Here is a 24,056-nt window from a genome sequence, read left to right on the forward strand (position 1 = left end):
ACTACCGAGGGTAGCGGCAGTGATCCTTTAGGTGCGCGCGAGCAGGCAGTGCTCGGTGCCGCACCCTTGAGAAGGAGTACTTCCGTGAGCGTTCGCCGTTCCCTGACCGCCGCCGTCGGCGCCGTCACCCTGGCCCTCGGCCTGACCGTCGCCCTTGCTCCGTCGGCAGCCGCCAACCCCTGCGGGTTCTACGAGACGGCCAGCGACGCGTACTACAACCACTGCACCGGCGACGGCTCACACATCGTCATCGAGGTGGAGGTGTTCGGCCCCAACTACGAGCGGTGTGTGGTGCCCGGCGTCACGTGGTTGGGCCCGGCGGGGCGCATCGACGGTGCGGCGTACACAGGGCGCACCTGCTGACGCGATGCCCCGTGCAGACGTCGAAGGGCCGCCGGCTCCCGGGCGGGAGCCGGCGGCCCTTCGACGGATGAAGCGGCCTGTGCTCAGAGAACGCGGATCGCGCCCGAAGCCGGGTAGCCCGACAGGTCCTGGATCACGACGCCCTTGCTGGGGTTGGCGGCGTCCAGGTACTGGCCGTTACCGATGTACACACCCGTGTGGTACGCGGAGCCCGCGCCACCCCAGTACAGGATGTCGCCGACCTGGAGGTTGGAGGTGCCCACCTGGGTGCCCGCGACCGACTGGTCCTGCGAGACGCGCGGCAGGTCGACGCCGACGGTGCGGAACGCGGCCTGGACGAGGCTGGAGCAGTCCCAGGCGTTCGGACCGGTGGCGCCCATGATGTACGCGTCGCCGAGCTGCGCCTTGAGGAAGGCCACGACGGTGGCGGCGGAGCCGCTCGCCGGCGCGGAGCTGGTGGAGGCCGACGCGGAGAGCGTGGTGCGGGCGGCGGTGCGCGAAGCGCGCTCCTTGGCCGCTGCCTCCGCGCGCTCCTTGGCCTCGGCCTTCTCCTTGGCCTCCGCCTTGCGGTCCGCCTCGGCCTTGGCCTTCTTGGCGGCCTTGGCGGCCTTGGCCGCGGCGGCGTCCTCCTGGGCCTGCAGCTCGAGGTCGAGCGCGACCAGCTGCGTGGCCTCCGCGGACTGCGCGACCGAGGCGGCGAGGTCGGTGGTGAGGACGGGGATCTCGATGGTCTCGGTCACCGGGTCGGCGCTCGCCGGCCCGGCGGCACCGGCCACCGCGATGGTGCCGAGGAAGCCACCGGCAACTCCGGCGCGGAGCGCGAGCTTGGAGGCGCTGCGGCGGGGCTTCCGGTGGCTGGGTATGTGAGCGGTCTGGGACATGAGAACAACCGCTATCAGGGGTTGGCGGTTCCCTTCAAGAAACGTGTGTTGCGCCACAGTTGTGGCCGGAATCCTCGAATCCGCTCCCCTGGGGCCCTTATTGACGCCGTAACGGGCAAATCCGGCACTCGTGATCACAGCTGTGATCATGGGCTTTCCGTAAAAGGTCCGAATTGCCTGTCACTTACCACCGCTTCACACCGATGGCCAAGCCCGCTTTTGTCGCGGAACGGTAACGAGTGGTGCAGGTCACAGAATGGTCAACGCCGGACCCGGGTGGCGGCGGTGTGGGGGGCTCGTGAATGTGTGCACGCGTCACGCGTGCGTCCATCCCCGTCCGCGCCGTCCCACGGTCGAGTGAACAGGCGTCCACTATCACCCGATGCGGTCCATCGCCAATTTGCCCGCACCCGCCACCCCTTGATAGGGCGACCCCCCTCTGACCAGCGGTAACAGCGCCAGATGTCACGTCTGGTGACCGCCCGGGCGCTTCGCGTATGAAGATCACCGCTCATCCGACTTCATGATCGTTCGTGGGGTGGTGGAGATCACAAACGCGAGGGCGGACCCCGTGTCGCAGATCACAGACCGGCAGGCATAGGATGCGGAGCAGTCGGGCTTGTGAACTGCCTCACATATGCACGATCTTCGTGAGGCGGCGAGGTGGAGGCCCGGTGCGGTCCAACGGTCAAGGACGACTGGAAGGAGCGGGAGGGTGAATGCCTACGCGCCCATCCTTGTGCTCGGCGCCCTCGGGGCAGGGTTTGCGATCTTCTCCGTGGTCATGGCCACGCTTATCGGCCCAAAGCGGTTCAACAGGGCGAAACTTGAAGCGTACGAGTGCGGCATCGAGCCCACCCCTACACCGGCCGGAGGCGGCCGCTTCCCCATCAAGTACTACCTGACGGCGATGCTCTTCATCGTCTTCGACATCGAGATCGTCTTCCTCTATCCCTGGGCCGTCACCTTCGACGCCCTGGGGATCTTCGGGCTCGTGGAGATGCTGCTCTTCGTGCTCACCGTCTTCGTCGCCTACGCGTATGTGTGGCGGCGCGGCGGCCTGGAATGGGACTGAGGGGCTGAGGGGCACCAATGGGACTCGAAGAGAAGCTGCCGAGCGGTTTCCTGCTGACCACCGTCGAACAGGCCGCGGGCTGGGTGCGCAAGGCATCCGTCTTCCCAGCGACCTTCGGCCTGGCCTGCTGCGCCATCGAGATGATGACGACGGGTGCCGGCCGGTACGACCTGGCCCGCTTCGGCATGGAGGTCTTCCGCGGCTCGCCGCGCCAGGCCGACCTGATGATCGTGGCCGGGCGGGTGAGCCAGAAGATGGCGCCCGTTCTGCGCCAGGTCTACGACCAGATGCCCAATCCCAAGTGGGTCATCTCCATGGGTGTCTGCGCATCATCGGGCGGAATGTTCAATAATTATGCGATTGTGCAGGGCGTTGATCATATTGTCCCCGTTGACATCTATTTGCCGGGCTGTCCGCCCCGCCCGGAGATGCTGATCGACGCGATCCTCAAGCTTCACCAGAAGATCCAGAGCTCCAAGCTCGGTGTGAACGCCGAGGAGGCGGCCCGTGAGGCGGAGGAAGCGGCCCTCAAGGCGCTCCCGACGATCGAGATGAAGGGGCTGCTGCGATGAGCGACCAGCCGAATCCGGAGAAGGAGCTCTCCGAGCAGAACCTTCCCGGCCAGCGCGGTGAGCACGGCGAGGAGATCCGCGTTCAGCGCGGCATGTTCGGCGCCAACAACGGAGGGGATACGTCCGGTTACAGCGGGCTCGTGCGCTCCGTACGGCTGCCGGGCCCCGCGAGCCGCCCCTACGGCGGCTACTTCGACGAGGTGGCCGACGAGCTCGAGGGCGCGCTGGAGGAGCAGGGACTCGTCCCGGAGAACGCGATCGAGAAGACGGTCGTCGACCGTGGAGAGCTCACCTTCCACATCGCCCGCGAGCACCTGCCGCAGGTCGCCCGGACCCTGCGCGACGACCCGGCACTGCGCTTCGAGCTGTGCACGGGCGTCAGCGGCGTCCACTACCCCGAGGACAAGGGCCGCGAGCTGCACGCCGTCTACCACCTGCGCTCGCTCACCCACGGCCGGCTGATCCGGCTCGAGGTCTGCGCCCCGGACAGCGACCGGCACATCCCGTCCCTGGTGTCGGTCTATCCCACCAACGACTGGCACGAGCGCGAGACCTATGACTTCTTCGGGCTCGTCTTCGACGGCCACCCCGCCCTCACCCGGATCATGATGCCGGACGACTGGCAGGGCTTCCCGCAGCGCAAGGACTATCCGCTCGGCGGCATCCCCGTCGAGTACAAGGGCGCCCAGATCCCGGCTCCGGACCAGCGGAGGTCGTACTCGTGAGCACTTCACCGGCATCGCCCCGCGAGACCACCGAGGGGACTGTATACACGGTCACCGGTGGCGACTGGGACGAGATCGTCCAGTCCGCGGCCAAGGCCGACGACGAGCGGATCGTCGTCAACATGGGCCCTCAGCACCCCTCCACGCACGGCGTGCTCCGCCTGATCCTGGAGATCGACGGCGAGACGGTCACCGAGGCCCGCTGCGGCATCGGCTATCTGCACACCGGTATCGAGAAGAACCTCGAGTACCGGACCTGGACGCAGGGCACCACCTTCGTCACGCGCATGGATTACCTGACGCCGTTCTTCAACGAGACGGCGTACTGCCTGGGCGTGGAGAAGCTGCTCGGTATCGAGGACCAGATCCCGGACCGGGCCACTGTCATCCGGGTTCTGCTGATGGAGCTCAACCGGCTCTCCTCGCACCTGGTGTGCATCGCCACCGGCGGTATGGAGCTCGGCGCCACCACGATCATGATCTACGGATTCCGCGATCGTGAACTGATTCTCGACATCTTCGAGCTGATCACCGGTCTGCGGATGAACCACGCGTTCATCCGGCCCGGCGGACTCGCCCAGGACCTGCCGCCGGGTGCCGTCGACCAGCTCCGCGAGTTCGTGAAGACGATGAAGAAGAACCTGCCGGAGTACGACAAGCTCGCCACCGGCAACCCGATCTTCAAGGCCCGTATGCAGGACGTCGGCTATCTCGACCTGACCGGAGCCATGGCGCTCGGCGCCACCGGACCGATCCTCCGCTCGGCCGGGCTGCCGCACGACCTGCGCAAGACGGACCCCTACTGCGGTTACGAGACGTACGACTTCGACGTCCCGACCGCCGACAGCTGCGACTCCTACGGCCGCTTCCTCATCCGGCTCGAGGAGATGCGGCAGTCGCTGCGCATCATCGAGCAGTGCCTGGACCGGCTCGAGCCGGGACCGGTCATGGTCGCCGACAAGAAGATCGCCTGGCCCGCGCAGCTCGCGCTCGGCCCGGACGGGCTCGGCAACTCCCTCGACCACATCAAGAAGATCATGGGCACCTCCATGGAGGCGCTGATCCACCACTTCAAGCTGGTGACCGAGGGCTTCAGGGTGCCGGCCGGGCAGGCCTACGCCGCGGTCGAGTCGCCCAAGGGCGAGCTGGGCGCCCATGTCGTCTCCGACGGCGGCACGCGCCCCTACCGGGTCCACTTCAGGGATCCGTCGTTCACCAATCTGCAGGCCATGGCGGCCATGTGCGAAGGCGGCCAGGTCGCCGACGTGATCGTCGCCGTCGCGTCCATCGACCCCGTGATGGGAGGCGTCGACCGATGACTGACGTCCAGTTGGGGATGCCCCAGCTCCCCGCCCCCGATTACCCGGCCGATGTACGCGCCCGGCTCGAGGCGGACGCCAAGGAGATCATCCCCCGCTACCCCGACAGCCGTTCCGCTCTGCTGCCGCTGCTGCACCTCGTGCAGTCGCAGGAGGGCTATGTCTCCCGCACCGGGATGCGCTTCTGCGCCGAGATGCTGGACCTGACCACGGCCGAGGTCACCGCGGTCGCCACCTTCTACACGATGTACCGGCGCAAGCCGTCGGGTGAGTACCAGGTGGGTGTCTGTACGAACACCCTGTGCGCGGTGATGGGCGGAGACGCGATCTTCGAGGAGCTCAAGGAGCACCTCGGCGTCGGCAACAACGAGACCACCGAGGACGGCAAGGTCACCCTCGAGCACATCGAGTGCAACGCGGCCTGCGACTTCGCGCCGGTGGTGATGGTCAACTGGGAGTTCTTCGACAACCAGACGCCCGAGTCGGCGAAGCGGCTCGTGGACGATCTCCGGGCGGGGGAGCAGGTCACCCCCACCCGCGGCGCGCCGCTGTGCACGTACAAGGAGACGGCCCGCATCCTGGCCGGCTTCCCCGACGAGCGCCCCGGCGCGGTCGAGGCGTCCGGCGGAGCGGGTCCCGCCTCGCTGATCGGCCTGCGCCTCGCCAAGGGCGAGCTGTCGGCCGCCCGGGTCGTCTCCCAGCGCGGCGAGACGCGGCACGAGGCGGCGTCGCACGAGCCGTCGCCGGGTGAACACCTCAGTTCGCATGACGCACCGCAGCAGACGTCCGCGTCCGACCCGGCGCACCCGGCCGGACCCACAGCCGAGGAGGGGGAGTGATGTCCTTGTCCACCGAGTACGAGGGCTCCTCACGGCCGGAGGTCGGGGGAGAGACGAGCCCCGAGAAGCTTCTCGCGCCCGTCCTCTCCGCCTTCTGGGACGCTCCGGAGAGCTGGACCCTGGAGACATACAAGCGGCACGAGGGGTACGAGGGTCTGCGCAAGGCGCTCAGGATGTCGCCCGACGACCTGATCGCCTACGTGAAGGACTCGGGGCTCCGCGGGCGCGGCGGCGCCGGCTTTCCCACCGGGATGAAGTGGCAGTTCATTCCGCAGGGCGACGGCAAGCCGCACTACCTCGTCGTCAACGCCGACGAGTCGGAACCGGGAACCTGCAAGGACATCCCCCTTCTGTTCGCCAACCCGCACTCCCTCATCGAGGGAATCGTGATCGCCTGCTACGCGATCCGGTCCCAGCACGCCTTCATCTATTTGCGCGGTGAAGTCGTCCCCGTACTGCGGCGGCTGCACGAGGCCGTGCGTGAGGCGTACGAGGCGGGCTACCTCGGCAAGAACATCCTGGGCAGCGGACTCGACCTCGAGCTGACCGTGCACGCGGGCGCGGGCGCGTACATCTGCGGTGAGGAGACCGCGCTGCTGGACTCCCTGGAAGGCCGCCGCGGCCAGCCCCGGCTGCGTCCACCCTTCCCCGCGGTCGCCGGTCTGTACGCGTGCCCCACTGTGGTGAACAACGTGGAGTCCATCGCGTCCGTTCCCGCGATCCTGAACAAGGGCAAGGACTGGTTCAAGTCGATGGGCAGCGAGAAGTCCCCGGGCTTCACGCTGTACTCGCTCAGCGGCCATGTCGCGGGCCCCGGCCAGTACGAGGCCCCGCTCGGCATCACCCTGCGCCAGCTGCTCGACATGAGCGGCGGGATGCGCCCCGGCCACCGGCTCAAGTTCTGGACGCCGGGCGGCTCCTCGACCCCGATGTTCACCGACGAGCACCTCGATGTCCCGCTGGACTACGAGGGCGTGGGCGCGGCCGGGTCGATGCTCGGCACCAAGGCGCTGCAGTGCTTCGACGAGACGACGTGCGTGGTGCGGGCCGTCACCCGCTGGACCGAGTTCTACGCACACGAGTCCTGCGGCAAGTGCACACCGTGCCGTGAAGGCACGTACTGGCTCGTCCAGTTGCTGCGTGACATCGAGGCCGGCAAGGGCGTCATGTCCGACCTCGACAAGCTGAACGACATCGCCGACAACATCAACGGCAAGTCCTTCTGCGCGCTCGGCGACGGCGCCGCCTCGCCGATCTTCTCCTCGCTCAAGTACTTCCGCGAGGAGTACGAGCAGCACATCACGGGCAGGGGCTGCCCCTTCGACCCGGCCAAGTCCACGGTATGGGCGGACCGGCACGCCACCCACACGGAGGTGAACGCATGACTGTGACGACTGGCGCTCCCTCCGGGAGCGGCGAGGCAGCGGTACCGCCCGAGGACCTGGTCTCGCTGACCATCGACGGCATCGAGATCTCCGTCCCCAAGGGGACGCTGGTCATCCGTGCCGCCGAACTGCTCGGCATCGAGATCCCGCGGTTCTGCGACCACCCCCTCCTCGACCCGGCCGGCGCCTGCCGCCAGTGCATCGTCGAGGTCGAGGGCCAGCGCAAGCCGATGGCGTCCTGCACCATCACCTGCACCGACGGCATGGTCGTCAGGTCGCAGCTCACCTCGCCCGTCGCCGAGAAGGCGCAGAAGGGCGTGATGGAGCTGCTGCTGATCAACCATCCGCTGGACTGCCCGGTCTGCGACAAGGGCGGCGAGTGCCCGCTGCAGAACCAGGCCGTCTCGCACGGCCAGGCCGACTCCCGCTTCGAGGGCAGGAAGCGGACGTACGAGAAGCCGGTCAACATCTCCACCCAGGTGCTGCTGGACCGTGAGCGCTGTGTGCTCTGCGCGCGCTGCACCCGGTTCTCCAACCAGGTGGCCGGCGACCCGATGATCGAGCTGCTCGAGCGGGGCGCGCTGCAGCAGGTCGGCACCGGCGAGGGCGACCCGTTCCAGTCGTACTTCTCCGGGAACACCATTCAGATCTGCCCGGTGGGCGCGCTGACTTCGGCCGCCTACCGCTTCCGCGCCCGCCCCTTCGATCTGATCTCCTCGCCGAGCGTGTGCGAGCACTGTGCGGGCGGCTGTGCCACCCGTACCGACCACCGTCGCGGCAAGGTCATGCGGCGGCTGGCCGCCGAGGACCCCGAGGTCAACGAGGAGTGGATCTGCGACAAGGGGCGCTTCGGCTTCCGTTACGCGCAGCAGCGGGACCGGCTGACCACTCCGCTGGTGCGCAACGCCGGGACCGGTGAGCTGGAGCAGGCGAGCTGGCCCGAGGCGCTGGAGGCGGCGGCCCGCGGGCTGAGCGCGGCCCGCGGCCGGGCCGGCGTGCTCACCGGCGGCCGGCTGACCGTCGAGGACGCGTACGCGTACGCCAAGTTCGCGCGCGTCGCCCTCGACACGAACGACATCGACTTCCGCGCGCGCGTGCACAGCAGCGAGGAGGCCGACTTCCTGGCCGCCAGGGTCGCCGGCCGGGGCCGGGACCTCGGGAGCACCTCCCGGGCCGAAGGCTCCGGGGGATCGAGCGGGGTCACGTACAGCACCTTGGAGAAGGCCCCGGCGGTGCTGCTCGCCGGCCTGGAGTCCGAGGAGGAGGCACCTGGCGTCTTCCTGCGGCTGCGCAAGGCCCACCGCAAGCACGGTCAGCGCACCTTCGCCCTCGCCACGCACGCGACCCGTGGCCTGGTGAAGGCGGGCGGCACCCTGCTGCCCGCGGCCCCCGGCACCGAGACCGAGTGGCTCGACGCGCTCGCCTCCCGCGTCGGCCTCGACGAGGTCGGCGCCGAGGCGGCCGAGGCGCTGCGCTCCGACGGCGCGGTGATCCTCGTCGGCGAGCGGCTCGCGGCCGTGCCCGGCGGACTCACCGCAGCCGTACGCACGGCGAGCGCCACCGGCGCCCAGCTGGTGTGGATCCCGCGGCGGGCCGGTGAGCGCGGCGCGATCGAGGCGGGCGCGCTGCCGTCGCTGCTTCCGGGGGGCCGCCCGGCCACCGACCCGCGGGCCCGTGAGGAGACCGCCGAGGTCTGGCGGGTACGCGAACTCCCGCACCGCTACGGCCGCGACACCGGCCAGATCCTCGAGGCGGCGGCCACCGGCGAGCTGGCGGCGCTGCTGGTCGCGGGCGTCGAGGTCGCCGACCTGCCCGACCCGGCGCGCGCCCGCGAAGCGCTCGACTCGGTGGGCTTCCTGGTCTCACTGGAGCTGCGGTCGAGCGAGGTCACCGAGCGGGCGGACGTCGTCTTCCCCGTCGCCGCCGTCGCCGAGAAGCCGGGCACCTTCCTCAACTGGGAAGGCAGGGTGCGGCTGTTCGAGGCGGCGCTCAAGCCCGAGCAGATGACGCGGCGCCTCGCACCGGCCGATGCGCGGGTGCTGCACATGCTCGCCGACGCGCTCGACATCCACTTCGGGCTGCCAGATCTGAAGTCCGTACGCGCTGAACTGGACCGGCTCGGCCACTGGGACGGTTCCGATGCCCTCGGCACGGTGGACGCCGGTGCCTCCGAGCCGATCAGGACCGCGCCGCCGCTGCCCCGCGCGGGCGAGGGCGAGGCGGTGCTCGCCGGTCACCGGATGCTGCTCGACCAGGGGCTGCTGCAGCAGGGCGACGAGGCGCTGGCCGGTACCCGGCACGCCGCGGTGGCCCGGCTGTCCGCGGTGACCGCGGCCGAGACGGGCGTCAAGGACGGCGACGAGCTGGAGATCTCAGGGCCCGCCGGCGCGGTCCGGCTGCCGCTCCAGGTGAGCGAGATGCCCGACCGGGTGGTCTGGCTGCCGCTGAACTCCGTCGGCGGTGGGGTCGCCGCCGACACCGGGGCGACACCCGGCCAACTGGTTCGCATCGGTCCGGCCGCCGAGCCGGAGGCAGTCGAGGCGACACCGGAGGTGGAGTCATGACCGTCCGAGGAGTCTCCCGCCGACCCGGGTCCGCGCCCAGGCACGAACCCGGGTGGCCGAGCGCGCTTCCAGCCCACGCCGTCCTGCCGGGCGCTGCACCGGCCGCCCCCGCATCGGAGGTGCGTGCATGATCACCCTGGCTCATGTCGCCGAAGCCCAGCGCAGCGTCCTCGCGCTCGAGGACCTGTCCATGTTCGGGCGCGACCCGTGGTGGCTCGTTCTCGTCAAGGCCGTGTTCTGCTTCGCCTTCCTGATGATCACCGTGCTGTTCTCCATCGTGTGGGAGCGCAAGGTGGTGGCCTGGATGCAGCTGCGCATCGGCCCCAACCGGCACGGTCCCTGGGGCATGCTGCAGTCGCTCGCCGACGGCATCAAGCTGATGCTCAAGGAAGATCTGATCGTCAAGCGGGCGGACAAGATCGTCTACGTCCTCGCGCCGATCGTCGCGGCCATCCCGGCGTTCATGGCGATCGCCGTGATCCCGTTCGGACCGGCGGGCAACGAGATCTCGATCTTCGGCCAGCGCACCACGATGCAGCTGACCGATCTGCCGATCGCGATGCTCTACATCCTCGCGGTCGCCTCGGTCGGCATCTACGGCATCGTGCTGGCGGGCTGGTCGTCGGGCTCGACGTACCCGCTGCTCGGCGGACTGCGCTCGTGCGCGCAGATGATCTCGTACGAGATCGCGATGGGCGCGGCCTTCGCCTCGGTCTTCCTCTACTCCGGGTCGATGTCGACCTCGGCGATCGTGGAGGCGCAGGCGGACCGCTGGTTCATCGTGCTGCTGCCGGTCTCGTTCATCATCTACGTGGTCACGATGGTCGGTGAGACAAACCGTGCCCCGTTCGACATGCCGGAGTCCGAGGGCGACCTGGTCGGCGGCTTCAACACCGAGTACAGCTCGATCAAGTTCGCGATGTTCATGCTGGCCGAGTACGTCAACATGGTCACCGTCTCCGCCGTCTCGGTCACCCTCTTCCTCGGCGGGTGGCGGGCTCCGTACCCCCTCTCCACCTTCTGGGAGGGCGCGAACCACGGCTGGTGGCCGATGCTCTGGTTCGTCCTCAAGGTCCAGGTGCTGCTGTTCTTCTTCATCTGGCTGCGCGGCACGCTGCCCCGGGTGCGCTACGACCAGCTGATGAAGCTCGGCTGGAAGGTCCTCATCCCGGTCTCGGTGGTCTGGTTGATGCTGGTCGCCACCGTGCGGGCGCTGCGGAACGAGAACTACGACTTCCAGCAGATCGTGCTGTACGTCGGCGGCGGGGTGATCGCCGTGCTGCTGCTCTCCTTCGTGGCAGACATCTTCCGCGGCAAGAAGGAGAAGGAGGCCGAGGCGGCCAAGCCGGAGCCCCCGGCCTTCGACCCGATGGCGGGCGGCTTCCCCGTACCGCCGCTGCCCGGGCAGGAATTGCCGCAGGTGCCGCGCAGGCGCCCGCGCAGTGACCGCGAGCTGATTGTCAGTGGCGGACCCAATGCTGACAGTGATGGTCCTCGTGACGGAAAGGAGGCTGACGGTGTCTGAGGAATCCGAGAAGTTCCAGAATCCGGTTGCCGGCTTCGGCGTGACCTTCAAGGCCATGTTCAAGAAGCGGCTGACCGAGCAGTATCCGGAGCAGCAGAAGGTCACGGCGCCGCGCTTCCACGGCCGGCACCAGCTGAACCGCCATCCGGACGGGCTCGAGAAGTGCATCGGCTGCGAGCTGTGCGCCTGGGCCTGTCCGGCGGACGCGATCTATGTGGAAGGCGCGGAGAACACCGACGAGGAGCGCTACTCCCCGGGCGAGCGGTACGGCCGCGTCTACCAGATCAACTACGCCCGCTGCATTCTGTGCGGCCTGTGCATCGAGGCCTGTCCGACGCGCGCGCTGACGATGACCAATGACTTCGAGCTGGCCGACAGCAGCCGCGAGAACCTCATCTACACCAAGGAGCAGCTGCTCGCCGGCCTGGAGGAGGGCATGGTCGACTCCCCGCACTCGATCTTCCCCGGTATGGACGAGCAGGACTACTACCGGGGTCTGGTCACCGAGGCCGCGCCCGGCACGGTCCAGCAGGTCGCCGTCTCCAAGGCCGACAAGGGCGAGGAGGCGGACGTATGAACGCCCTTGCCGCATCGGCCACTTCGACGGGCGAGGCCGTCCAGTTCTGGGTGCTCGGCACTGTCGCGGTCATCGGGGCGCTGGGCACGATCCTGATGAAGCGGGCCGTGCACAGTGCGCTGTGCCTCGCCGGAACCATGATCGTCCTGGCGGTCTTCTACCTCGCCAACGGGGCGTACTTCCTCGGCGTCGTGCAGGTCATCGTCTACACCGGCGCGATCATGATGCTGTTCCTCTTCGTTGTCATGCTGGTCGGTGTCACCGCCGCCGACTCGCTCAAGGAGACGCTGAAGGGCCAGCGCTGGTGGGCCGTTGTCTGCGGGCTCGGCTTCGGCGTGCTGCTGATCGCGGGCATCTCCCACGCCTCTTTGAACCACTTCAACGGACTGGGCGTCGCCAATACCGCGAACGGCGGCAACGTCGAGGGCCTCGCCCGGCTCATCTTCACCAAGTACGTCTTCGCCTTCGAGATCACGGGCGCGCTGCTGATCACCGCTGCCGTCGGCGCAATGGTGCTCACCCACCGGGAGCGCACGGAGCGGGCCAGGACCCAGCGCGAGATGTCGGAGCAGCGCGTACGGGAAGGCAGGCAGGTGCCCCCGCTGCCCGCCCCCGGCGTCTACGCCCGGCACAACGCGGTGGACATCCCCGGCCTGCTGCCGGACGGCACGTCGTCCCAGCTCACTGTCAGCAAGACGCTCCGCGATCGCGGCCAGATCCGCGATGTGTCCACCGACGCGCTCAACGACCTCAAAGCGCTCGAGCAGCGCTCCGAGGCGCGGCTCGGACGGGACCGGGACAATGAGGAGGCCAAGCGGTGAATCCGGTCAACTACCTCTATCTCGCGGCCCTGCTGTTCACCATCGGCGCGGCCGGAGTGCTGATCCGGCGGAACGCGATCATCCTCTTCATGTGCATCGAGCTGATGCTCAACGCCTGCAACCTCGCGTTCGTCGCCTTTTCCCGCATGCACGGCAATCTCGACGGCCAGATCATCGCGTTCTTCACGATGGTCGTCGCCGCCGCGGAGGTCGTGGTCGGGCTCGCGATCATCGTGTCGCTGTTCCGTTCCCGCCACTCGGCCTCGGTCGACGACGCCAGCCTGATGAAGCTGTAAGGGGTCGCTGAATCGTGGAGAACCTGATCGCGCTGCTCATCGCGGCGCCTCTGCTCGGAGCAGCGGTCCTGCTGTGCGGCGGACGCCGGCTCGACCGCGTCGGCCACTGGGTCGGCACACTGCTCGCCGCCGCGTCCTTCGTCATCGGCGTGGTGCTGTTCGCGGACATGCTGGGCAAGGGCGCGGACGAACGCACCCTGCACCAGATGCTGTACACCTGGATCCCCGTCGAGGGATTCCAGGCGGACGTCGCCTTCCAGCTCGACCAGCTGTCGATGACGTTCGTCCTGCTGATCACCGGTGTCGGCTCGCTCATCCACCTGTACTCGGTCGGGTACATGGAGCACGACGAGCGCCGCCGCCGCTTCTTCGGCTATCTGAACCTGTTCCTCGCGGCGATGCTGCTGTTGGTCCTCGCCGACAACTACCTGCTGCTGTACGTGGGCTGGGAGGGCGTCGGTCTCGCCTCCTACCTGCTCATCGGGTTCTGGCAGCACAAGCCCAGCGCGGCGACCGCCGCGAAGAAGGCCTTCCTGGTCAACCGGGTCGGCGACATGGGCCTGTCGATCGCGATCATGCTGATGTTCACGACCTTCGGGACCTTCGCCTTCGGGCCGGTCCTCGGGGCCGTGGGGGAGACCGGTGAGGGCACGCTGACGGCCCTCGCTCTGATGCTGCTGCTCGCGGCGTGCGGCAAGTCCGCACAGGTCCCGCTGCAGTCCTGGCTCGGTGACGCGATGGAGGGCCCGACCCCGGTCTCGGCCCTGATCCACGCGGCGACCATGGTGACCGCTGGTGTCTACCTGATCGTCCGCTCCGGCGCGATCTTCAACGCCTCACCCGACGCCCAGCTCGTCGTCACCGTCGTCGGCGCGGTCACGCTCCTCTTCGGTGCGATCGTCGGTTGCGCGAAGGACGACATCAAGAAGGCACTGGCCGGTTCGACGATGTCGCAGATCGGCTACATGATCCTGGCCGCGGGCCTCGGCCCCATCGGCTACGCCTTCGCGATCATGCACCTGGTGACACACGGCTTCTTCAAGGCCGGACTCTTCCTCGGCGCCGGCTCGGTCATGCACGGCATGAACGACGAGGTCGACATGCGGAAGTACGGGGGCCTGAGGAAGTTCATGCCCATCACCTTCGTCACGTTCGGTCTCGGCTATCTCGCGATCATCGGATTCCCGGGTCTGTCCGGCTTCTTCTCCAAGGACAAGATCATCGAGGCGGCGTTCGCCAAGGGTGGCACCGAGGGCTGGATCCTCGGCGCGGTCACGCTCCTCGGCGCCGCGATCACCGCGTACTACATGACGCGCGTGATGCTGATGACCTTCTTCGGCGAGAAGCGCTGGCAGCAGGACGAGAAGGGCGAGATGCCGCATCCGCACGAGTCGCCAAGGACGATGACGGTGCCGATGATCGTGCTCGCCTTCGGTTCGGTCTTCGCGGGCGGGCTGTTCTCATGGCACGAAGCCTTCGTGAACTGGCTGAAGCCGGTCACGAGCTTCGACCACGGTCACCCGCCGATCAGCGCGGGCGCGATCACCGGCGCGACCGTTGCGGTGATGGTCATCGGCGTCGCGCTCGCCTACGCGCAGTACGGGCGCCGACCGGTCCCGGTCACCGCACCGCGCGGCTCGCTGCTCACCCGGGCCGCCCGCCGCGACCTGCTCCAGGACGACTTCAACCATGTGGTCCTGGTCCGCGGCGGCGAGCACCTCACCCGCTCCCTGGTGTATGTCGACCACACACTGGTCGACGGAGTTGTCAACGGCACGGCCGCCTCGGTCGGCGGGCTCTCGGGCCGCCTGCGCAAGCTGCAGAACGGCTACGCCCGCAGTTACGCGGTCTCGATGTTCGGCGGTACGGCGATCCTGATCGCCGCGACCCTGCTGATGAGGGCGGTCTGAGCCTATGTCCAGTTTCCCGATCCTGACGGCCACGGCGGCGCTGCCGGCGCTCGGTGCGATCGCCACCGCCGCCGTGCCCGCCGCCCGGAGAACGGCAGCGAAGTGGCTCGCGCTGCTCGTCTCGCTGGCCACCCTTGTGCTCGCCGCGATCGTGCTCGTACGGTTCGAGCCCGGCGGCGACCGTTACCAGCTCACCGAATCCCATGCCTGGATCAAGGACTTCGGAGTCCGGTACGAACTGGGCGTGGACGGCATCGGGGTGTCGCTGCTGGCGCTCACCGCGTTGCTCGTTCCCTTCGTCATCCTCGCCGGCTGGCACGATGCCGACCCCCTGGAGACGAAGAGCTCACGCTGGCGGCCGACCCAGGGCTTCTTCGCCCTGATCCTGATGGTCGAGGCGATGGTGATCCTCTCCTTCGAGGCCACCGACGTCTTCCTCTTCTACATCCTGTTCGAGGCCATGCTCATCCCGATGTACTTCCTCATCGGCGGCTTCGGCGACCGCGCCCACGCGGGCAGCGACGAGAACGCGGCGGCCCAGCGTTCGTACGCGGCCGTGAAGTTCCTGCTCTACAACCTGGTCGGCGGACTGATCATGCTGGCCGCCGTCATCGGCCTCTACGTGGTCGCGGGGAGCTTCTCGCTCACCGAGATCGCCGAGGCCCGGGCGTCCGGCTCGCTGGAGATGGCGACCACCACCGAGCGGCTGCTGTTCCTCGGCTTCTTCTTCGCCTTCGCGATCAAGGCGCCGCTGTGGCCGCTGCACACCTGGCTGCCCAACGCCATGGGTGAGGCGACGGCCCCGGTCGCCGTACTGATCACCGCGGTCGTGGACAAGGTCGGCACCTTCGCGATGCTGCGCTTCTGCCTCCAGCTCTTCCCGGAGGCGTCCAAGTGGGCCACGCCCGTCATCGTGGTGCTGGCCCTGATCAGCATCGTCTACGGCGCGCTCCTCGCGGTGGGCCAGCGCGACATCAAGCGCCTGGTCGCCTACGCGTCGATCTCGCACTTCGGTTTCATCATCCTGGGCATCTTCGCGATGACCAGTCAGGGCCAGTCGGGCGCGACGCTGTACATGGTCAACCACGGGATCTCCACCGCCGCGCTGATGCTGGTGGCGGGCTTCCTGATCTCGCGCCGCGGTTCGCGCCTCATCGCCGACTACGGAGGTGTGCAGAAGGTCGCCCCCGTCCTCGCGGGCACGTTCCTGATCGGCGGTCTGGCCACGCTCTCGCTGCCGGGCCTCGCGCCCTTCGTCAGTGAATTCCTGGTACTGGTCGGCACGTTCACGCGCTATCCGGTGGCCGGGATCATCGCCACCTTCGGCATCGTGCTCGCCGCGCTCTACACCCTCGTCCTGTACCAGCGGACGATGACGGGCCCGGTGAAGGCCGAGGTGAGCAAGATGCCGGACCTCAGGACACGCGAGCTGGTGGTCGTCGCGCCGCTGATCGCGCTGCTGCTCTTCCTCGGTGTGTACCCCAAGCCACTGACCGAGATCATCAACCCGGCGGTGGAGCACACGATGTCCGACGTCCAGAAGAAGGACCCCCAGCCCGAGGTGGAGGCGGCCAAGTGAGCGCTACAGCTGTCCACAGCCTGTGGACGACGGCGGCGGTCGAGCCGATCGGCAAGATCCCCACGCCGCACATCGAGTACGCCCAACTGGCACCCGCGCTGATCGTCGTCGGCGCGGCCATCGTGGGCGTGCTCGTGGAAGCCTTCGTACCGCGCAAGGCCCGGTACCACACGCAGGTGTTCCTCGCCGTTGTCGCCCTCGCCGCCGCGTTCGCCGCGGTCGTGGCCCTCGCCGCCGGCGGGTACGGCACCACGAAGGCGCGCATCGCCGCGATGGGCGCGATCGCGGTCGACGGTCCGGCGCTGTTCCTGCAGGGCACGATCCTGCTGGCCTCGCTGGTCGCGGTGTTCACCTTCGCCGAGCGCCGGCTCGACCCCGAGGCACACGGCAACCGCGTCGACTCCTTCGCCGCCGAAGCGGCCGCCGTGCCGGGCAGCGACTCCGAGAAGGCCGCGGTCAAGGCCGGGTTCACCACCACCGAGGTGTTCCCGATCGCCCTGTTCGCGATCACCGGCATGCTGGTCTTCCCCGCCGCCAACGATCTGCTGACGCTCTTCGTGGCGCTGGAGGTCTTCTCGCTGCCCCTCTACCTCCTGTGCGCGCTGGCCCGCCGCAAGCGGCTGATGTCGCAGGAGGCGGCGGTGAAGTACTTCCTGCTCGGTGCCTTCTCCTCCGCGTTCCTGCTCTTCGGCATCGCGCTGCTGTACGGGTACGCGGGCTCGGTCTCCTACGCGCAGATCGCCGATGTCGTCGACGGCAGCGTCCGCACGATCGACCCGGCGCTCGCCAACACCATGGGGAACGACGCGCTGCTGCTGATCGGCGGCGCGATGATCCTGACGGGTCTGCTGTTCAAGGTCGGCGCGGTGCCGTTCCACATGTGGACGCCCGACGTCTACCAGGGCGCGCCGACCCCGGTCACCGGCTTCATGGCCGCGGCCACCAAGGTGGCTGCGTTCGGTGCGCTGCTGCGGCTGCTCTATGTGGTGCTGCCGGGCCTGAGCTGGGACTGGCGGCCGGTGATGTGGGCCATCGCCATCGTCACGATGCTGGGTGGTTCGATCGTCGCCATCACCCAGACCGACATCAAGCGGCTGCTGGCGTACTCCTCGATCGCGCACGCAGGCTTCATCCTCGCCGGTGTCATCGCGACCACGCCCGAGGGCATCTCGTCCGTGCTGTTCTACCTGGCCGCCTACTCGTTCGTGACGATCGGCGCCTTCGCGGTCGTCACCCTGGTCCGCGACGCGGGCGGCGAGGCGACGCATCTGTCCAAGTGGGCCGGTCTCGGGCGGCGTTCGCCGCTGGTGGCCGCGGTGTTCGCCGTGTTTCTGCTCGCCTTCGCCGGCATTCCGCTGACCTCCGGTTTTTCCGGAAAGTTCGCGGTCTTCAAGGCGGCGGCGGAAGGCGGCGCGGGTGCGCTGGTCGTGGTGGGTGTGGTCTCGTCGGCGATCGCCGCGTTCTTCTACATCCGGGTCATCGTGCTGATGTTCTTCAGCGAGCCCAAGCCGGAGGGTCCGACGGTCGCCGTGCCGTCGCCGCTGACCATGACGACGATCGGGGTCGGTGTCGCGGTGACGCTGGTGCTCGGTGTCGCGCCGCAGTACTTCCTGGACCTGGCCGGCCAGGCGGGGGTGTTCGTGCGGTAGCGCCGCCTCGCGGTGCGTCAAGCGCAAACGACGGCCGAGGTCCGGCGTCCTTCCGGGCGCCGGACCTCGGCCGTCGAGCGTGGGGAGCGGCCGCTTCCTTCCTGCCGGCCCCGTGCACGTGTGCACGCGTCACGTCGTGCCGACCCGCCCCGCGTACGCCCGAACATCCGCGTCCGGGTCGCTGGTGGCGGTCGCCAGAGCGGCGCGGGCGGCCTCGTCGGCCGTGTGGCGCAGCAGGGCGAGCACCGCCGCCTTGCGCACATCGGCGTTCGGGTCGTCGAGCGTCTTCGCCAGGGCAGGAACCGCCACCTCGGAGGCTGCGCCGCGCAGGGCGATGGCCGCTCCGGCCCGGACCTGCCAAGCCGCGTCCGCCAGTCCCGCCACCGCCGGCTCCGTGAGCTCCGGGGGGCACCCCGTGGTGCCGAGCGCCTCGAAGGCGGCCGCCCGCACCAGGACGTCGTCGTCGCGGACCAGCAGCGTGAGCGGTGCGAGCACGCGCGGGTCCGTGACCGCCGCCAGACCCTTCGCCGTCGCGACGCGGACCTCGCGGGCCGGGTCGGCCGCCGCCGTCTCCAGCGGGTCGACGGCATCGACCGAGACCAGGGCGCGAACGGCTGCGATCCGTACGCCGATGTCCGGGTCCCCGAGGGCAGGTGAGTAGACGGCGGACTCCGCCAGCCGCAGGGCGCGCAGCACATCGAGCGCGGCCGTGCGGACCGCCGGGTCGCTGGAGGAGAGGGCGGCCACGAGCAGTTCCCGCAGCGCAGGCTCCGGTGGCAGTGTCTCGACCAGCTCGCGCAGCGAGTCGGCGGCCGCTGTCCGCACACCCTGGTCCGGGTCCGCGAGCGCCCCGGCCAACGCGGGGCCGGTGCCGTTCGGGGTGGTCTCCGTGAGCGTGGCGACCGCCGCCCGGCGGACCGCCGGGTCGGCGTCGGCCAAGTAGGGCACAACGGCGTCCAGTTCGGGCTGTTCGTCGGCGAGGGCCACCAGCTCCAGGATGCGCGGAGATGCGGTCGCGGCCTGCGCCTCGGGACGTACGGGCGCGGCGATACCGGAGCCGGTCGGCGCGACCTCGCGCGCGCCGGCCGTCGCGACCTGCTCGAGGCGGACCTCGCCGAGATGCCGGGACGGGCCGCCGACCGGGGTGAACTCCTCGACCGGGACGAGATAGGGGGCGACCGGACGGGCCGTGAACTCCATCGTCCCGGAAGCGGACTTGCGCAGATCGAGGTGGTGCAGCCAGTCCTCGTCATCGCGCTGCGGGTGATCCGTACGTTCGTGGTACAGACCCCAGCGGGACTCCGTCCGTGCCAGCGACGAGCGGGCCGCCATCTCGGCGCAGTCCCGGATGAAGCTCACCTCGGCGCAGCGCATCAGCTCGTGCGCGGTGGTGGCGCCCATCGCGGCGATCTCCGTGCGCATCCGCTCGAAGTGCTCCACGGCGAGGGAGAGCCGGGCCCCGCTCTTCGGGGGCGCCACGTAGTCGTTCACGAAGCGGCGCAGCTTGTACTCCACCTGCGGCTGCGGCGGACCGTCCGGGTTGTGCAGGGGCCGGTAGATCAACTCATGCGCGTCGCGCAGCTGCTCGGCCGGCAGCTCTCCTTCCCATGCCCGGTACCGGGCCGCGTCCTCGCCCGCCAGATCGCCGAAGACGAAGGCGCCGATCATGTAGTTGTGCGGGACGCAGGCCAGATCCCCGGCCGCGTACAGCCGGGGCACGGTGGTGCGGGCGTGGTCGTCGACCCGTACGCCGGAGGCCGAATGGCCGCCGCACAGGCCGATCTCCGAGATGTGCATCTCGATGTCGTGGGTGCGGTAGTCGTGGCCGCGGTTGGCGTGGAAGGTGCCGCGGGTGGGCCGCTCGGTCGTGTGCAGGATCGATTCCAGCGCCGCCACCGACTCCTCGGGGAGGTGGCTGAGCTTGAGGTAGACCGGGCCGCGGTCGGAGGCGAGTTCGGCGGCGAACTCCGCCATCATCTGACCGGACCAGTAGTCGGAGTCGACGAAACGCTCACCGTGCCGGTTGACCTGGTAGCCGCCGAAGGGGTTGGCGACGTACGCGCAGGCCGGGCCGTTGTAGTCCTTGATCAGCGGATTGATCTGGAAGCACTCGATCCCGGTGAGTTCGGCGCCCGCGTGGTAGGCCATCGCATAGCCGTCACCGGCGTTGGTGGGGTTCTCGTACGTGCCGTACAGATAGCCGGACGCGGGCAGCCCGAGCCGCCCGGCCGCCCCGGTCGCGAGGATCACCGCACCCGCCCGTACGGTCACGAACGCGCCCGTACGGGTGTTGAACCCGGCGGCCCCCACCGCGCGCCCGTCCGCCGTCAGCACGCGCACCGGCATGACCCGGTTCTCGATCCGGATGCGCTCGCGCATCTCGCGGCGCCGCAGCTGCCGGTAGAGGACCTTCTTGACGTCCTTGCCCTCGGGCATGGGCAGCACGTACGAGCCGGAGCGGTGCACCTGGCGGACCGCGTACTCGCCGTGCTCGTCCTTCTCGAACTTCACGCCGTACGACTCCAGGCGCCGCACCATCGCGAAACCGCGGGTCGCGGTCTGGCGGACGGTCGACTGGTCGACGATGCCGTCGTTGGCACGGGTGATCTCGGCGACATAGTCGTCGGGCTCGGCGCGGCCGGGGATGACGGCGTTGTTGACGCCGTCCATGCCCATGGCGAGTGCGCCCGAGTGACGCACATGTGCCTTCTCCAGGAGGAGGACGTTGGCGCCGTGCTCGGCGGCGGTCAGCGCGGCCATCGTCCCGGCCGTGCCGCCGCCGATGACGAGGACGTCGCAGGAGAGCTCGTCGGCGTCCGCGAGGGAGGGGATGTCCATGGTGCAGGCCTCTCAGGTGCCGAGGGATTCGAGGACGGTACGGCGCAGGGCGACGGTGGCCGGGTCGCCATGGGCCTCGCGGTCGCGCGGGCGCGGTACGTCGAGGACGCGATCGGTGCCGAGGAGTGCGATCCGGTCGCCGAGGAAGAGCGCCTCGTCCACGTCGTGCGTGACGAAGACGACGGTCGCGCCGGTGCCGCGCAGCACGTCGACGAGCAACTGCTGCATACCGGCGCGGGTCTGGGCGTCCAGCGCGCCGAAGGGCTCGTCCATCAGCACGGCCCGCGGCTCGCCCGCGAGCGCCCGGGCGAGCTGGACGCGCTGGCGCTGCCCGCCGGAGATCCGGTGCGGGAACTTCGCACTGTGCCCGGCGAGTCCCACTCGCTCCAGCCAGCTTTCGGCGACGGCCCGCCGTGCCGCACGGGTAACACCCCTGATGGCGAGGGGGAGTTCCACGTTGGCGCGGACGCTGCGCCACGGCAGCAGGGCGTCGTCCTGGAAGATCAGCGCCCGGTCGGCGCGGGGGGCGGTGATGTTCTCGCCGTCCTGCGTCACGTCGCCGCCGAGGGAGGGGAGCAGCCCGGCGAGGGTGCGCAGCAGGGTCGACTTTCCGCAGCCGGACGGCCCGACGACGGCGAGGATCTCGCCCGGTACGACATCGAGGTCGACCCCGTCGAGCACGGGCGCCCCGGGCCGCCCGAGCGTCGCCCCGCGCAGGGTGAGCCGGGTTCCACGGAGTGGGGCGACGACGGGGGCGAGGGTGGTGTCGGGGGGTGTGGTCATCGGTCTACGCCTCCTTGGAGTGGAGTGGAGTGGAGTTGAGTGGAGCGGGGTGGGGTGGGACCAGGAATGGGGTGGGTGCGGGTGTTGGGGCCTGCGGCGGGCTCTCCCCTGCCCGCCCTTCCCCTACGGCCGCCAGGCCGTAGGGGAACAACGCCCGCCGCAGGCGCACCTCATGTCCCCGCCGGCACCCGCTCGCGCGCCGGCCCCCCGCGGCGGGGCGCGACCCGGCCCGGTGGGGCCGACTCCGTACGCGGCAGCCACCTCGTCAGCCGTCGCCCCAGCAGCTCCACCGCCGTCGACGTCAGCCAGCCCAGCAGGCCGATCGTCGCCATCCCGACGAACACGCCCGGGTAGTCCACGACCGTGTAGTCCTGCCAGGTGCGGTAACCCACCCCGTACTCACCGGAGATCATCTCCGCCGAGATCACACAGATCCACGAGACGCCGATGCCCACCGACAGTCCGCCGAAGATGCCCGGCAGCGCCCCCGGCAGTACCACCGAGCCGAGTACGCGCCACCGGCTGCCGCCCATCGTGAGGACCGCCTCCTCCCAGACCGGGGTCAGCGCGCGCACCGCGTGCCGGGTGGAGACCATGACCGGGAAGAACGCCGCGGTGAAGGTGATGAACACGATGCCCTGCTCATTGCTGGGGAAGAGCAGGATCGCCACCGGGACCAGGGCGATCGCCGGGATGGGGCGCAGCACCTCGAGAATCGGGCCCAGCAGGTCCGCCGCGAGACGCGACCTGGCGATCGCCGTGCCGACCGCCACACCCGCCACCGACGCCAGCGAGAAGCCGGTGACGATACGGGTGAGGCTGTCGGTCAGGTCCTGCCAGTACGGGCCGCTGCCGGCGCGCTGCCCGAAGGTACGGGCGATGTCCGTGACCGTCGGGAACTGCTCGAAGCGCAGCCACAGATTGACGTCCAGCGAGGTCAGCAGCTGCCACAGCCCCAGCGCGCCGGCGAGGGACGCCACCCGCAGCGCATGCCGGGGTGTCATGACGCCTGCTTCAGCGCTTCGGTGTACGGGACGGTCCGGGCACCGGTGTGGCCGGCCTCGTAGGCCGCTGCGGCGGACGGGGTGACGAAGGGCAGCAGCTTCGTGCCGTCCGCCACCCACACCGCCTTGTCGGCGAACCAGAGCGTGCCGGTCGTGGCGTCCGGGACATACGCGGCGCGCACCTTGTCGGGGTCGGCGGCGACCCGGGCGAGCAGCGCCGCGGGGGAGTCGAAGGCCGTGGTGGTGCCGTCCTTCAGCCAGAGCTCGGCACGGGCGGCACCGGCCTTGGTGGCCACAGCCTTCTCGTAGCCCGAGCCGTACGCCCGCTTCACATGGCGCTCGTCGACGAAGTCGTCCACGTCCACGTCGCCCACCAGCTTCGCCGACTTCAGCACCGGCACGTCCTTCTTCAGCGCCGCGACCAGCTCGGCCTTCACGGACGGGTCGAAGGTGGCGATGCCGTTCGCGCCGTTGTAGAGGTAGACGACCTCGGCCGGCAGCCCGGTCGCCTTCGCGACCGACTCGGCGGCCTGAACCGGCTTCTTGTGCAGATAGTCGGTGGCTCTGATCTGTGCGCGCAGGAAGTCCTCCAGCACCGCCGGACGCTTCTCGGCGAAGTCCTCGCGCACGGTGACCCCGTGGAACGTGGGCAGGTTGAGCTCGGCACCGTCGTACAGCGCCTTCGCCCGGCCCTGGAAGGTCAGCAGTCCCGGCCACGCCACGAACTGCGAGAGCGCGTCCGCGCTGCCGGACTGGAGCGCCGACGCCCCTACCGCGGGCTGCTGGTTGAGCTTGCGGATGTCGTTCTGCGGGTCGATCCCGGCGCGCTGGAGGGCCCGTACGAGCGTGCCGTCGGCCGCGGAGCCGACACTCGTCGAGACCTTGCGGCCGCGCAGGTCCTTCAGAGAGGCGAGCTTCGAAGCGGGGGCCGTGACGATGGTGTTGAGGCCGCCGCGCAGGTTGTAGCCGGTGACGGAGACCAGGTGGGTCGGCCGGTTCAGCTGCTTGCCCCGGGCGGCGTTGATCAGCAGCGGGAAGTCGCCCATCGAACCGATGTCGATCTTTCCGGCGGTCATCTGCGCGGTGATCGGCGCACCGGTGGCGTAGTCCTGCCACTCCACCTTGTAGGTGACGCCGTCCCGCGTGCCGCGCTTCTTCAACTCCTCCTCGAAGTAGCCGAGGGAACGCAGCAGCGTGCCGGCGGTGACGGTGTTGATGGTCTTGGACTGGTAGCCGACGGTCACCGTGACGGTGCGGGAGCCGCCGGCGTCCGCGTCCCCGCCGCAGCCGGCCAGGGGGAGCAGGGCGGCGGTGGTGACGAGCAGGGCAATGGTCTTGCGCGACATGGGGT

At 69.4% G+C, this 24,056-nt stretch carries 20 protein-coding genes; 15 read left to right on the forward strand and 5 right to left on the reverse strand.

Going from position 1 to position 24,056, the window contains the following annotated elements:
- Window positions 1-84 precede the first annotated feature (84 nt).
- Window positions 85-363: a DUF6355 family natural product biosynthesis protein gene (locus tag ACFYWI_RS03210; protein ID WP_389224601.1), complete on the forward strand. Its 279-nt coding sequence runs from the start codon at window positions 85-87 to the stop codon at window positions 361-363.
- An 83-nt stretch (window positions 364-446) separates the two neighbouring features.
- Here ACFYWI_RS03210 and ACFYWI_RS03215 read toward each other — a convergent pair whose 3' ends face one another.
- On the reverse strand, window positions 447-1,244 hold the full coding sequence (locus ACFYWI_RS03215; RefSeq protein ID WP_389224603.1) for a C40 family peptidase: 798 nt from the start codon (window positions 1,242-1,244) through the stop codon (window positions 447-449).
- 715 nt (window positions 1,245-1,959) lie between these two features.
- Between ACFYWI_RS03215 and ACFYWI_RS03220 the strand changes: the two genes are divergently transcribed.
- From ACFYWI_RS03220 to nuoN, 14 genes are all read left to right on the forward strand, one after another.
- Window positions 1,960-2,319, forward strand: a complete 360-nt coding sequence (locus ACFYWI_RS03220) for an NADH-quinone oxidoreductase subunit A (RefSeq protein WP_389224605.1) — start codon at window positions 1,960-1,962, stop codon at window positions 2,317-2,319.
- Window positions 2,320-2,336: 17 nt separating this feature from the next.
- On the forward strand, window positions 2,337-2,891 hold the full coding sequence (locus ACFYWI_RS03225) for an NADH-quinone oxidoreductase subunit B family protein (protein ID WP_006382209.1): 555 nt from the start codon (window positions 2,337-2,339) through the stop codon (window positions 2,889-2,891).
- A complete protein-coding gene (locus tag ACFYWI_RS03230) occupies window positions 2,888-3,616 on the forward strand; it encodes an NADH-quinone oxidoreductase subunit C (RefSeq protein ID WP_389224608.1) in 729 nt (242 codons plus the stop codon). The genes ACFYWI_RS03225 and ACFYWI_RS03230 overlap by 4 nt, the downstream gene beginning before the upstream one ends.
- A complete protein-coding gene (locus tag ACFYWI_RS03235; RefSeq protein ID WP_389224610.1) occupies window positions 3,613-4,935 on the forward strand; it encodes an NADH-quinone oxidoreductase subunit D in 1,323 nt (440 codons plus the stop codon). Before ACFYWI_RS03230 ends, ACFYWI_RS03235 begins: the two co-directional genes overlap by 4 nt.
- Window positions 4,932-5,774: an NADH-quinone oxidoreductase subunit NuoE gene (gene nuoE / locus ACFYWI_RS03240; RefSeq protein ID WP_389224612.1), complete on the forward strand. Its 843-nt coding sequence runs from the start codon at window positions 4,932-4,934 to the stop codon at window positions 5,772-5,774. Before ACFYWI_RS03235 ends, nuoE begins: the two co-directional genes overlap by 4 nt.
- Window positions 5,774-7,159 carry an NADH-quinone oxidoreductase subunit NuoF gene (nuoF, locus tag ACFYWI_RS03245; protein WP_389224614.1) on the forward strand — a complete coding sequence of 462 codons (1,386 nt, stop codon included), beginning with the start codon at window positions 5,774-5,776 and terminating at the stop codon, window positions 7,157-7,159. Before nuoE ends, nuoF begins: the two co-directional genes overlap by 1 nt.
- Window positions 7,156-9,723, forward strand: a complete 2,568-nt coding sequence (locus ACFYWI_RS03250; protein WP_389224616.1) for an NADH-quinone oxidoreductase subunit G — start codon at window positions 7,156-7,158, stop codon at window positions 9,721-9,723. Before nuoF ends, ACFYWI_RS03250 begins: the two co-directional genes overlap by 4 nt.
- Window positions 9,724-9,850: 127 nt before the next feature.
- A complete protein-coding gene (gene nuoH, locus ACFYWI_RS03255; RefSeq protein WP_389224618.1) occupies window positions 9,851-11,248 on the forward strand; it encodes an NADH-quinone oxidoreductase subunit NuoH in 1,398 nt (465 codons plus the stop codon).
- Window positions 11,211-11,825, forward strand: a complete 615-nt coding sequence (nuoI, locus tag ACFYWI_RS03260) for an NADH-quinone oxidoreductase subunit NuoI (protein ID WP_389224620.1) — start codon at window positions 11,211-11,213, stop codon at window positions 11,823-11,825. Before nuoH ends, nuoI begins: the two co-directional genes overlap by 38 nt.
- Entirely contained in the window at window positions 11,822-12,646 is an 825-nt protein-coding gene (locus tag ACFYWI_RS03265) for an NADH-quinone oxidoreductase subunit J (protein ID WP_389224622.1), read from the forward strand. Before nuoI ends, ACFYWI_RS03265 begins: the two co-directional genes overlap by 4 nt.
- Window positions 12,643-12,942 (forward strand): NADH-quinone oxidoreductase subunit NuoK, encoded by a 300-nt coding sequence (gene nuoK / locus ACFYWI_RS03270; protein WP_389224624.1) that lies wholly within the window; start codon window positions 12,643-12,645, stop codon window positions 12,940-12,942. The genes ACFYWI_RS03265 and nuoK overlap by 4 nt, the downstream gene beginning before the upstream one ends.
- Window positions 12,943-12,956: 14 nt before the next feature.
- The gene (gene nuoL, locus ACFYWI_RS03275) at window positions 12,957-14,852 is read left to right on the forward strand and encodes an NADH-quinone oxidoreductase subunit L (RefSeq protein ID WP_389224626.1); all 1,896 of its coding nucleotides are present in this window, start codon (window positions 12,957-12,959) and stop codon (window positions 14,850-14,852) included.
- A 4-nt stretch (window positions 14,853-14,856) separates the two neighbouring features.
- Window positions 14,857-16,431, forward strand: coding sequence for an NADH-quinone oxidoreductase subunit M (locus ACFYWI_RS03280; protein ID WP_389224628.1), 1,575 nt, complete (start codon window positions 14,857-14,859; stop codon window positions 16,429-16,431).
- Window positions 16,428-18,080, forward strand: a complete 1,653-nt coding sequence (gene nuoN, locus ACFYWI_RS03285; RefSeq protein WP_389224630.1) for an NADH-quinone oxidoreductase subunit NuoN — start codon at window positions 16,428-16,430, stop codon at window positions 18,078-18,080. Before ACFYWI_RS03280 ends, nuoN begins: the two co-directional genes overlap by 4 nt.
- A 129-nt stretch (window positions 18,081-18,209) precedes the next feature.
- Here the strand turns inward: nuoN and ACFYWI_RS03290 are convergent, their stop codons facing one another.
- The 4 genes from ACFYWI_RS03290 to ACFYWI_RS03305 all read right to left on the reverse strand — a co-directional run bounded on the left by ACFYWI_RS03290 (window position 18,210) and on the right by ACFYWI_RS03305 (window position 24,051).
- Window positions 18,210-20,918 (reverse strand): fumarate reductase/succinate dehydrogenase flavoprotein subunit, encoded by a 2,709-nt coding sequence (locus tag ACFYWI_RS03290; RefSeq protein WP_389224633.1) that lies wholly within the window; start codon window positions 20,916-20,918, stop codon window positions 18,210-18,212.
- 12 nt (window positions 20,919-20,930) lie between these two features.
- Window positions 20,931-21,701: an ABC transporter ATP-binding protein gene (locus tag ACFYWI_RS03295; protein ID WP_389224635.1), complete on the reverse strand. Its 771-nt coding sequence runs from the start codon at window positions 21,699-21,701 to the stop codon at window positions 20,931-20,933.
- A 170-nt stretch (window positions 21,702-21,871) separates the two neighbouring features.
- Window positions 21,872-22,705, reverse strand: a complete 834-nt coding sequence (locus ACFYWI_RS03300) for an ABC transporter permease (protein WP_389224637.1) — start codon at window positions 22,703-22,705, stop codon at window positions 21,872-21,874.
- Entirely contained in the window at window positions 22,702-24,051 is a 1,350-nt protein-coding gene (locus ACFYWI_RS03305) for an ABC transporter substrate-binding protein (protein ID WP_389224639.1), read from the reverse strand. The genes ACFYWI_RS03300 and ACFYWI_RS03305 overlap by 4 nt, the downstream gene beginning before the upstream one ends.
- Between the last annotated feature and the right edge of the window lie 5 nt (window positions 24,052-24,056).

Source organism: Streptomyces sp. NPDC002889 (assembly GCF_042888425.1).
Taxonomy (GTDB): Bacteria; Actinomycetota; Actinomycetes; order Streptomycetales; family Streptomycetaceae; genus Streptomyces.

Excerpts from the sequence above, each read along its gene's own strand:
- ACFYWI_RS03250 (WP_389224616.1), top strand. The coding sequence starts at position 7,156 with ATGACTGTGACGACTGGCGCTCCCTCCGGGAGCGGCGAGGCAGCGGTA.
- ACFYWI_RS03225 (WP_006382209.1), top strand. The coding sequence starts at position 2,337 with ATGGGACTCGAAGAGAAGCTGCCGAGCGGTTTCCTGCTGACCACCGTC.
- ACFYWI_RS03280 (WP_389224628.1), top strand. The coding sequence starts at position 14,857 with ATGTCCAGTTTCCCGATCCTGACGGCCACGGCGGCGCTGCCGGCGCTC.
- ACFYWI_RS03230 (WP_389224608.1), top strand. The coding sequence starts at position 2,888 with ATGAGCGACCAGCCGAATCCGGAGAAGGAGCTCTCCGAGCAGAACCTT.
- nuoI (WP_389224620.1), top strand. The coding sequence starts at position 11,211 with ATGGTCCTCGTGACGGAAAGGAGGCTGACGGTGTCTGAGGAATCCGAG.
- ACFYWI_RS03290 (WP_389224633.1), bottom strand. The coding sequence starts at position 20,918 with ATGGACATCCCCTCCCTCGCGGACGCCGACGAGCTCTCCTGCGACGTC.
- nuoF (WP_389224614.1), top strand. The coding sequence starts at position 5,774 with ATGTCCTTGTCCACCGAGTACGAGGGCTCCTCACGGCCGGAGGTCGGG.
- ACFYWI_RS03300 (WP_389224637.1), bottom strand. The coding sequence starts at position 22,705 with ATGACACCCCGGCATGCGCTGCGGGTGGCGTCCCTCGCCGGCGCGCTG.
- nuoH (WP_389224618.1), top strand. The coding sequence starts at position 9,851 with ATGATCACCCTGGCTCATGTCGCCGAAGCCCAGCGCAGCGTCCTCGCG.
- ACFYWI_RS03215 (WP_389224603.1), bottom strand. The coding sequence starts at position 1,244 with ATGTCCCAGACCGCTCACATACCCAGCCACCGGAAGCCCCGCCGCAGC.
- nuoE (WP_389224612.1), top strand. The coding sequence starts at position 4,932 with ATGACTGACGTCCAGTTGGGGATGCCCCAGCTCCCCGCCCCCGATTAC.
- ACFYWI_RS03265 (WP_389224622.1), top strand. The coding sequence starts at position 11,822 with ATGAACGCCCTTGCCGCATCGGCCACTTCGACGGGCGAGGCCGTCCAG.
- ACFYWI_RS03295 (WP_389224635.1), bottom strand. The coding sequence starts at position 21,701 with ATGACCACACCCCCCGACACCACCCTCGCCCCCGTCGTCGCCCCACTC.
- ACFYWI_RS03305 (WP_389224639.1), bottom strand. The coding sequence starts at position 24,051 with ATGTCGCGCAAGACCATTGCCCTGCTCGTCACCACCGCCGCCCTGCTC.